We start from the raw sequence: 10,190 nt of genomic DNA, 5'->3' as shown, positions 1-10,190 counted from the left end.
TCATCAAATTTTACTATTTAAAATCTACTTTCAATAAAATCCACACTAAAACTACATAAATTTATTCAATTTCCACCTTATTTTGTCTAAATCCATAGCACTAAAATTTAAATTGCTTAATCTTCAAAAAACTTGCCTAAGTTTTCAACAGTATTTTGTTTAATCCATTAATTATTTGGACATCCTATAAACAACATACTTGGAAGGAGACTGCAGCATGAGAATAAATAATCGTAATAGTCTAGGATCAGGTAGAAAAGGTGTCTTGAATATGGATTTTCATGAGTTTCAAAATAGGGGACAAGAATCCAATTCATTAGAGATGGCAAGTGAGTTTGGTTTAACTTTAAGAGAAGTGCGTGATTTGAAGAGACAGTTGGAGCGTTCGTAAAAAAAATTTAACTGTTCTTGACATTTGGTGTATCCGAACGTAAGATATAAAATAACATATTGATACATAGTAACATTCCATAGACGGAGAAAAGTAGGATAGAATCTCTTGTAGAGAGAGGAGATGCCGTGGCTGAGAGCATTTCCACAAGTAGACTATTTGAAAGACACTCCTGAGGCTTTATCCTGAACGATTTCTAGTAAGGATAAACGTAATCGGCGTTAACGATGAAAGTGGGAGAACAGTTTATTGTTCTTCAATTAGGGTGGCACCACGGGCTTATAACTCTCGTCCCTACTGTTTTTATTTCAGTAGGCACGAGGGTTTTTTGTATTTATAAAGGTTTATTATTTAGGAGGATTTACAATGTCGATTAATATCCCAAGAGGTACTCAGGATCTTTTACCTGGTACGATTGAAAAATGGCAGTATATTGAAAAGTTTGCAAGAGACTTATGCAAACGATATAACTATAACGAAATTCGTACACCAATCTTTGAACATACTGAATTATTCCAACGTGGTGTTGGAGATACAACGGATATTGTTCAAAAAGAAATGTACACATTTACTGATCGTGGAGATCGTCAATTAACATTACGTCCAGAAGGAACTGCGTCAATTGCTCGTTCTTATGTTGAAAATAAAATGTACGGAAATAGCAATCAACCTACTAAGTTGTACTATATCGGTCCTATGTTCCGTTATGAACGTCCACAGGCTGGTCGCTATCGTCAGTTCGTACAATTCGGTATCGAAGCTTTAGGAAGTAATGATCCATCTATCGATGCAGAAGTATTAGCTTTATCAATGGATTTATATCGTGGTCTTGGATTGAAAAATGTTAAGTTAGTACTTAATAGTTTAGGTGACTTAGAAAGCCGTAAAGCACACCGTGAAGCACTTGTGAATCATTTTAAACCGGTAGCACATGAGCTATGTAGTGATTGTAATAATCGTTTAGAAACTAATCCATTACGTGTTTTAGATTGTAAAAAGGATCACGATCACCCTTCGATGAAGACAGCTCCATCGATTTTAGAATATTTAAATGAAGAATCTATGAACTATTTCAAAGCTGTTCAATCTTACTTAACAGCTATGAAAATTCCGTTTGAGATCGATGCTAATTTAGTACGTGGTTTAGATTATTATAATCACACTGTATTTGAAATCATGTTAGAAGGTAAAGGATTCGGTACAATTTCAACTTTAAGTGGTGGTGGTCGCTATAACGGATTAGTTGAAGAAATCGGCGGACCTAATACTCCAGGTATTGGTTTCGCATTAAGTATCGAACGTTTAATATTAGCTCTTGAAACAGAAGGAATCGAACTTCCAATTCAACAAGAAATGGATGTATTCCTAATTGGACTTGGAGAAGAAGTGAAAAAAGAGGCGACTGCTATTTTATATCAATTGCGTAAAGCTGGTCTTGTTTGTGAAAAAGATTACCAAGATCGTAAAATAAAAGCGCAATTCAAAGCAGCGGATCGTTATAAAGCAAAATATGTAGCGGTTCTTGGTGAAGAAGAATTATCTCGAGGTGTCATTAATTTAAAAGACCAAGAGACGGGTGTACAAGAAGAAGTTGCATTAGACATCTTTGTAAAATACGTAAGCTCTAAATAAACAAATGGGGGAATTGAAAATGGAACAACGAACGCATTTATGTGGAGAACTAAGAGAATCACATATTGGTCAAAGTGTAACACTTAAAGGATGGGTACAAAAAAGACGTGATTTAGGTGGATTAATTTTTATTGATTTACGTGACCGTTCTGGACTTGTACAAATCGTTTTTAATCCTGAAACTTCAAGTGAAGCTTTAGCTCTAGCTGAAACTGTACGTAATGAATTTATTCTTCATGTTCACGGGAAAGTAGTATCTCGTGGAGAAGGTACAGCTAATACAAATCTTGAAACGGGAGCAATTGAAGTTTCTGTTGAAAAGCTTGAGATTATTAATAAAGCTAAGAATCCTCCATTTGCAATTGAAAATAAAACGGAAGTAGCAGAAGACCTTCGTTTAAAATATCGTTATTTAGATCTACGTCGTCCAGTTATGTATGACACATTTAAGTTACGTTCAAAAATTACAAAATCAATTCGTGATTTCTTAGATGGTGAAGACTTCTTAGAAGTTGAAACGCCAATTTTAACGAAGAGTACACCAGAAGGAGCTCGTGACTATTTAGTTCCTAGCCGTGTACATCCAGGTGAGTTTTATGCTTTACCACAATCACCTCAAATTTTTAAACAATTATTAATGGTTTCAGGATTTGAACGCTATTTCCAAATTGCACGATGCTTCCGTGACGAAGATTTACGTGCTGACCGTCAACCAGAATTTACTCAAATAGACATTGAAACTAGCTTCCTTTCTCAAGAAGAGATAATGGAAATGTCTGAAAGAATGATGGTTAAAATGATGAAGGAAACAAAAGGTGTTGATCTAGTTACTCCACTTCCTCGTATGAGCTATGATGAAGCGATGAATCGCTACGGTTCTGATAAGCCTGATACTCGTTTTGGATTAGAGTTAATTGATGTTTCTTCTTTCGCTAAAGAAAGTGGATTTAAAGTATTTACTTCAGCTGTTGAAAACGGTGGCCAAGTCAAATGTTTAAATGTAAAAGGTCAAGCTGCAAATTATTCTCGTAAAGACATCGATGGACTTCAAGAATATGCTGGTCGTTATGGAGCAAAAGGTCTTGCATGGTTAAAACTTGAAGAAGATGGTTTCAAAGGTCCAATCGCTAAATTCTTTAGTGAAGAGGAATTTGCTACATTAAAATTAGCTGTAGAAGCAGAAGCAGGAGATTTAATTTTATTCGTAGCTTCAGATGCTTCAGTAGTTGCAAATAGTTTAGGAGCACTTCGATTAAAACTAGGTAAAGACTTAGAGTTAATTGATCAATCTAAATTCAATTTCTTATGGGTTACTGACTGGCCATTACTTGAGTATGATGCAGATTTAAATCGTTATTTTGCTGCTCATCATCCATTCACGTCACCTGTTCGTGAAGATATTGATAAATTAGATACAGATCCAGGTAGTGTAAAAGCTCAAGCTTATGACTTAGTACTAAATGGTTACGAGCTTGGTGGAGGATCAGTTCGTATATACGAAAGAGACATACAAGAAAAGATGTTCAAATGCTTAGGATTTTCTGAAGAAGAAGCACAAGCGCAATTTGGTTTCTTAATGGAAGCATTTGAATACGGAACTCCACCACACGGCGGAATAGCGCTAGGTTTAGACCGTATTGTTATGTTACTTGCAGGTCGCTCAAATTTACGTGACACAATTGCATTCCCTAAAACTGCATCAGCAAGTTGTTTATTAACAAATGCACCAAGTCCAGTTTCTTCTGCACAATTAGAAGAATTAGCGTTAAAAACAACTGTAGAAGAGTAAAATAGAAAGGAAGGGTGAAGGAATTAATTTTCTTAATCCTTTCCTTTTTCTTGTTGAAGGATTAAGAAAAATTCTGTTTTTCTTTAATTCAAGCTTGATGTCAATAGCTTGTATCATGTATATTTAAATCATTGTAATCTGATTAAGATAGTGGGAGTTGAATAAATGTTACACCAATTTTCTCGTAATGAGCTTGCTTTTGGTAAAGCAGGTTTAGAGCGATTACAAAACAGTACGGTAGCTATTTTAGGTATTGGAGGGGTTGGCTCATTTTCTGCAGAAGCTTTAGCGCGTTCTGGAGTCGGACGTTTAATACTAGTGGATAAAGATGTTATTGATATTACAAACGTGAATAGACAAATTCATGCTTTATTATCAACAGTTGGAGAGCCTAAAGTAGAAATGATGAAGCAACGTATTCTTGAGATTAATCCTGAGTGCGAAGTAATTACACATAGAATGTTTTATACAGAAGAAACATTTGAAAAGTTTTTCGAAATTCCATTAGATTATGTAATTGATGCTTCTGATACAATTACATATAAAATTCACTTAATTAAAGAGTGTCGTCGTCGTGGAATTCCACTTATTTCAAGTATGGGTGCCGCTAATAAGATGGATCCAACTCGATTTAAAATTGCTGATATATCAAAAACAACTCACGATCCTATTGCAAAAGTTATTCGAACTAAACTTCGCAAAGAAGGTATTCATAAAGGAGTAACAGTTGTCTATTCGGATGAAAGTCCTATTGTTATTCGTGAAGATGTACGTAAAGAAATCGTACCAGATGAAAATACAAAAATTCGTAAAGCAAAAATGCCACCATCTTCAAACGCCTTTGTACCATCAGTTGCCGGCTTAATCGCAGCTAGTCATGCAGTTCGTGAATTAATAAAGGATATTGAAATTAAGCGTGTAGGTAAAGAATAACCAATACTACTGGCTGTAGGAATTAATTTCCTACAGTTTTTTTATTTATTAATGTAAAAACTACCTTCAATAGGAGGTGTTTGATGTTGAATAGAGCCTTGAAAGTATTTTGTACTTTCGGATTATCATTATCAATATTAACTGCTTGTAATAGTACAAGTGACGTGGAAAAAGATTCAAAACAGCATCATGTAGATAATTTATCCAATCGGATTAATGTTAAGTATAAAAAGAAAAATAATGTTGTAGAGAAAAATGGTAAGGTTGGCAAAGATGGCGTCGTTAACGATATGGAATCGATTGAAATGAATAAACGTAAGCCTAATAAATAAAAAAGACCCCCAAATTATTGGGGGTTTCAGTCTGCCCGAAAACGCTCGATTTCTTCGTTACTTCGTCTGTTGAGCGGTGCTCATTACCGTCTAAGGTAACTTCGATCCTCACTAGGATTCGCGCCTCGAAAGAAAAGCGCTTGCAATCAGTCTGTCTGAACTTTAAGTTTTTTGAACTCAGTCTGCTCATATACATTACCGTATAGGGTAAAAGGGCATTACATATTTAAATCCTTCTCATTTTTAGAACTATTTTTACGTCTTTTCACAAATTGACGGCCAATTAGAGAAATAACTAATAGTCCAACTACAAGAAGTAGAATTTGAAGATAGGATAAGTTAAAGTATTTAGCACCGGTAACAATTAAAAGTGTAGATAACGTACCTTTAATAATAAAAAATATAATAATCCATAAACCGCCTTTTTTCCAATTCATTTCATTATACTCCTTACTATTGCTTGCATTTTGTTACTTCATTATACAATAGTACAAGTGATAATATACTTTGAATGTTTTACATTATTTTGTCCAAATTTATTCTGTTAGATTGATTAATACATTTTGTTTTTTTTGGATTAATGTTTTTAGATTAACAATTTTTTTGTTTAAATTTTCATTTTCAATTTTTAATTTAACTACTCTTTCTTTTAACTGCATATTTTCCTCCGAAGTTTGATGCTTTTGTTCGAAATTCATTAAGAATTGAATGACCATTTGAATAGTCAGTGAAGGAGAATTTATAGGATTATTTAATTTGGTAACATCTTTAGGTTGGTTTATTTCTCTAAATTGATCTTTTGATAGTTTTCGGTATCTAGACGCACATGCTGTCTTTGTCCGATTAATAATGTTTGCTACCATTTCAAATGCTTCTTGCTTGGATTTACCTTTGCTTTCGTATTTTTCAACTAGTTCAATTAATGTGTTTTCATCTTCCAGTGACCATTTTGTTTTTGGGGCATTCATTTTTTCACCTTCTTCATTTCATCTATTATTATCTTCACCAAATAAATTAGTAGTAAAAAGAAATATTTGCGGGGTGCAGATGAAAAATGTTTCCAATTCAATTACAATAGTAAAAAGAGTTATAAAGGAGGGAGAAAAATGAGTCATGAACCTCTAGCATACCGTATGAGACCAAGAACGATTGATGAATTAATTGGTCAGGAAAAAATTATCGGAAAAGAATCAGCGTTATATCGATTAATACATAACGGAAGAGTTCCTTCAATGTTAATACACGGGGAACCTGGAATAGGTAAGACATCGTTTGCCCATGCAATTGCTGGTACGGTTGATAAACGTTTTGTAACTGTAAATGCGACTACTTCTGGTAAAAAAGAACTTGAGGATATCGTTCATGAGGCGAAAATGTTCGGTGAGATCATTCTTTTTGCAGATGAAATTCATCGTTGGTCAAAGCTGCAACAGGATTATTTATTATCATATGTAGAAAGCGGATTTATCACGTTAATTGGGGCAACAACTGAGAATCCATACCATGATGTTAACAGTGCGATACGATCACGCTGTAACCACATTTTAAAATTAGAACCGCTTTTACCAAAACATATTTATAAATTATTAGATAAAGCCTTGAGAGATGAGGATAGAGGATTAGGAAATTTGCAAATTCAAATTTCAGAGGAACAAATTTTAAAAATTGCTCATGGAGTAAACGGAGATGCAAGATCATCATTAAATATTTTGGAATCAATTGTATACGGTTCAACAAAAGAGTCTGACGGAACAATTGTAGTACAAGATGAAATTATTGACGAATTTCTTCGTTCAAAAGGTTTTAATCATGATAAAAATGGAGACTTTCATTATGACACATTGTCTGGTTTCCAAAAGAGTATTCGTGGAAGTGATGTAAACGCGGCACTTTATTATTTGGCGAGACTCATTGAAGCGGGCGATTTAACTAGCATTATTCGAAGATTATTAGTGATTGCTTATGAGGATATCGGATTAGCTGGCGATCCATGGAAAGTTGTCCTGGCTTGTGAAGCCGCAAAGCAAGTTGGATTTCCTGAAGCAAGAATTATTCTTTCAAATGCAGTAATTGAGCTCTGTTTGTCATCCAAATCTAATTCTTGTGTCATATCGATTGATCGAGCATTAAATGATGTGAGAAGTGGGCTACATGATGATATCCCAGCGCATTTAAAAGATGCTCACTATGCTGGAGCGAAGGATATGGGGCATGGGATAGGTTATATTTATCCGCATGATCATCCTTTAGGTAATTTTGGCGGTTGGGTAAATCAACAATATCTTCCAGATCGACTAGTAAATCAAGTTTACTATAAACCAAAAGAAGCAGGTAACGAAAAACGTTACGGGGCTATTTTTGAAAAACTACAGCAGTTTAAAAAAAATCGTAATTAAGTCATTAATTAAAGAGAAGGTAGAAATAAAGCGAAATTGGTCGCTTATTCTACCTTCCTTTTTAATATGATCCACTCTATTATGATTAAATTTATTAATAAACCTACCCATATATTAACATTTAGGGCTTCCTCAATCATTCGTTCTCTTCCACCAGGTAGATCCAATCCATTTAGCAAAAAGTAGGCTAATAATATAAATGGCACTAAAACTCGACCACTTACTGCTACTAGAGTGATTCCAAAACTTCGAGTCATCCAGATTTGGTGGGCTATGTAATTTTTCTTCTTTGCGCTAAGAATACCTTTAATTGTAGTGAAAATCCAAAGTATAGCTAAAACAAGAAAAGACATTACTTTTGAAAAATTATCAATATAAAATATTACAATCAATGACAAAATTCCGCTTATAAAAACGCTAGTATAGTAAATAGTTCCGATCATTCGATGGATTCTCGGATTACGAGAGCTAATCTTTTTTACAAACGACAAGAACCCAGCAATTAAAGCAATAAATGCAAAACAGATATGTGTAATTAAAGCAGGGTATTGAATTGAAGTTGAACTAATTTGGATACGACTTTTCTCTGGATCAATAAGAAAATAAGGAGCCATAAAAGGAACAATGACACAAAGCGAAATTATAAATAAAATCCACCAACTTTTTTTAGAATTCATAAATAAACCTGTCCCCCGATAGTTAGTTTGATATATGTAATTTAGTATAAAAATCTTTAAGTATTATCATAACAACCTAATATGAACGGAACATGAATAAAAAAAGCCGAGATTCGAGTCTCGACTTTTAAGCACTTATATCATTTTCAAACACTTCAATAGTTGGAGAATCAACTAAATGACTAGTCAGTAATTTGATCTCGAGGAAAAGTAGATCCGGTTTAATAAAAGTTGAAGGGATTGATAAAATCTCTTCGTCATCTTTATCATAGAAAACAATATAATTTACTTTTCGTTGATATGCTGCCATTTTACCTTCGTTTTTACCCCATTTTCGGAGTTCGATTGTCATCCGGTTTATCTTATGAAGCTCAATCGACTTTAATTCATTACCTTTTTTTAAGGATAGCTGTCTACTTGTTAAAATTAATTTAGATTCTTTTCGAAGTTGAATTGTTGCATACACTTTATATAAGAAAATAATCCATAGTAAAGCTAGTAATAAAAAATAAATAGGATCGTGATTTCCAAAAGCAGTACCTGTTCTAACAGCAGTTAGAAATCCAAGAAAATAAGTACCAAAATGCCAGCTTGGCTTTGATTCCAAAATGACTTCTTGACCTAATTTATCGTTTTCTTCTTTATTTAATAATTCAAGTTGGGTTTTATGTTCATCCTCAGTATATTTATCCCATTTTGTAAATGCCGTAATTGTTTCATCATAAAATCGTGGACTAGGAATTTGGACAGAAATATAAGCCCCTACATATGCAGCCATCCAATCATTTTCTTCCCAATTTTCTTGCTGACTTCGAAATTTAGTTAAATAATAAGTTACTTCTTGTTCATAATAGTTTGAAGTATCATAACGCTTTATAATTTCAATCTCGTCGGGAATCACACCAAAATCTTCATGAGTAATTAAATAAAGAAACAGTCTGTTTTTCACAAAACTATGTTGATGCTCTTCCGTAAATGTGTATACATCTTTCTTTGAAAATTCATTAAATTTTGTATAAAACCATACCGCAGATTCTATATTATGAGCACAATAATCAAGAATTTCTTTTTTCATTTGTACGCCATGTTCCATCAGTGATATAACAGCATCCACTTTTAGGTAAGGATCTTTATACTCAAGTGCTTCTTTTAAATATTCAAGCATGCGATCGTCATAATAATATTGCATTAATTGAAGGCAAATACCCATTTCTGTTCGAACAATGAGGTAAGATTCCTTCCAAGCCTGGTACACATATTGTAAGTTGTAATCTTGATCATAATTTAAATATGATTCTCGTTTAAGCTTATATAAAACTTTAATTTTTTCGATTATATAATCGTTCTCAGCGGATGAAAAAGGTAAAGAAATTGAATTTCTTTTACATAATAGAATCAGATGGAAAATTGAAACTGCAGTTTCTTCATTTTCGATTAAACGTAATAGTTTTTTTACAAGTTCTGGAGCCCAATTTGTCTCTTCGAAAATGAATTGAACATCGATATCAAGCGAGTATCGTTTACTATTTTTTTCAATGATTCGTATATAAGCATCTCTAGCTAACTCTGATTTCAGACTTATTAATAAATAAAGAGCTTGAAGTTTTGCTCGTTCACTATATGCTTCAAAATTCTTTTCGATTGGAGTTATTAATTCTTGGAGTGCAAACTCTGAACAAAATCCAACTAAGTGATAACTTCCATCATCCCAATCTTCTATTGATTTCGGGAAATTGCTTCCCGCTTCTTCTAATAAATAAATTAATGATTCAATAGAAGCACCTGATCGAAGAGACTTTCTAAGTTGGTCTATGCCTTTTGCGCGCTCATATAGATCTTGGTGGCGTAATTGCTTTACTATTTTCTTGAATTTTCTTTGTACAGCCAACTTAAAACCTCCTCTAGCTTCTTTTTAATTCCAATATATCATAATAAGGGTAATGAGAAATAGTTAAATAGTCTTGTAGTGTATTTGTAGAAATAAAAATTCAGGTCTTTTACCTTATTTTTTGTCACAATTGGATAAATTTTACAAAATGT

10 protein-coding genes and 1 other annotated feature are annotated in these 10,190 nt (G+C 33.4%); of the genes, 6 read left to right on the top strand and 4 right to left on the bottom strand.

Annotated elements, in window-relative coordinates; translation table 11 throughout:
• Positions 1 to 217: 217 nt before the first annotated feature.
• The 5 genes from CN514_RS25745 to CN514_RS14020 all read left to right on the top strand — a co-directional run bounded on the left by CN514_RS25745 (position 218) and on the right by CN514_RS14020 (position 5,077).
• Complete coding sequence (locus CN514_RS25745; RefSeq protein WP_088013656.1) at positions 218 to 391, top strand: hypothetical protein; 174 nt, start codon at positions 218 to 220, stop codon at positions 389 to 391.
• Positions 392 to 462: 71 nt separating this feature from the next.
• Positions 463 to 690: a binding site (T-box leader), on the top strand.
• Positions 691 to 757: 67 nt separating this feature from the next.
• The gene (gene hisS, locus CN514_RS14035; RefSeq protein ID WP_098233129.1) at positions 758 to 2,023 is read left to right on the top strand and encodes a histidine--tRNA ligase; all 1,266 of its coding nucleotides are present in this window, start codon (positions 758 to 760) and stop codon (positions 2,021 to 2,023) included.
• Between the two features lie 19 nt (positions 2,024 to 2,042).
• The gene (gene aspS, locus CN514_RS14030) at positions 2,043 to 3,812 is read left to right on the top strand and encodes an aspartate--tRNA ligase (protein WP_098233128.1); all 1,770 of its coding nucleotides are present in this window, start codon (positions 2,043 to 2,045) and stop codon (positions 3,810 to 3,812) included.
• A gap of 165 nt (positions 3,813 to 3,977) precedes the next feature.
• The gene (locus tag CN514_RS14025) at positions 3,978 to 4,745 is read left to right on the top strand and encodes a tRNA threonylcarbamoyladenosine dehydratase (protein WP_098233127.1); all 768 of its coding nucleotides are present in this window, start codon (positions 3,978 to 3,980) and stop codon (positions 4,743 to 4,745) included.
• Positions 4,746 to 4,828: 83 nt separating this feature from the next.
• Complete coding sequence (locus CN514_RS14020; RefSeq protein ID WP_056472663.1) at positions 4,829 to 5,077, top strand: hypothetical protein; 249 nt, start codon at positions 4,829 to 4,831, stop codon at positions 5,075 to 5,077.
• A 218-nt stretch (positions 5,078 to 5,295) separates the two neighbouring features.
• Here CN514_RS14020 and CN514_RS14015 read toward each other — a convergent pair whose 3' ends face one another.
• Together CN514_RS14015 and CN514_RS14010 are read right to left on the bottom strand one after the other, a co-directional pair.
• Positions 5,296 to 5,514: a hypothetical protein gene (locus CN514_RS14015; RefSeq protein WP_098233126.1), complete on the bottom strand. Its 219-nt coding sequence runs from the start codon at positions 5,512 to 5,514 to the stop codon at positions 5,296 to 5,298.
• A 99-nt stretch (positions 5,515 to 5,613) separates the two neighbouring features.
• Positions 5,614 to 6,045, bottom strand: coding sequence for an SANT/Myb-like DNA-binding domain-containing protein (locus CN514_RS14010; RefSeq protein ID WP_098233125.1), 432 nt, complete (start codon positions 6,043 to 6,045; stop codon positions 5,614 to 5,616).
• A 138-nt stretch (positions 6,046 to 6,183) separates the two neighbouring features.
• On the opposite strand from CN514_RS14010, the gene CN514_RS14005 reads away from it, so the two are divergent.
• Positions 6,184 to 7,473 carry a replication-associated recombination protein A gene (locus CN514_RS14005; RefSeq protein ID WP_098233124.1) on the top strand — a complete coding sequence of 430 codons (1,290 nt, stop codon included), beginning with the start codon at positions 6,184 to 6,186 and terminating at the stop codon, positions 7,471 to 7,473.
• 44 nt (positions 7,474 to 7,517) lie between these two features.
• On the opposite strand, the gene CN514_RS14000 is transcribed toward CN514_RS14005, so the two are convergent.
• Entirely contained in the window at positions 7,518 to 8,150 is a 633-nt protein-coding gene (locus CN514_RS14000; RefSeq protein ID WP_098233123.1) for a DUF2306 domain-containing protein, read from the bottom strand.
• Positions 8,151 to 8,277: 127 nt separating this feature from the next.
• Positions 8,278 to 10,038, bottom strand: a complete 1,761-nt coding sequence (locus tag CN514_RS13995) for a hypothetical protein (RefSeq protein ID WP_098233122.1) — start codon at positions 10,036 to 10,038, stop codon at positions 8,278 to 8,280.
• Positions 10,039 to 10,190 lie beyond the last annotated feature (152 nt).

Source organism: Bacillus sp. AFS001701 (assembly GCF_002559405.1).
Lineage (GTDB): Bacteria > Bacillota > Bacilli > Bacillales > Bacillaceae_G > Gottfriedia.
The sequence above is the reverse complement of the archived record's forward strand: the minus strand, read 5'-3'. Positions and strand labels throughout refer to the sequence as shown.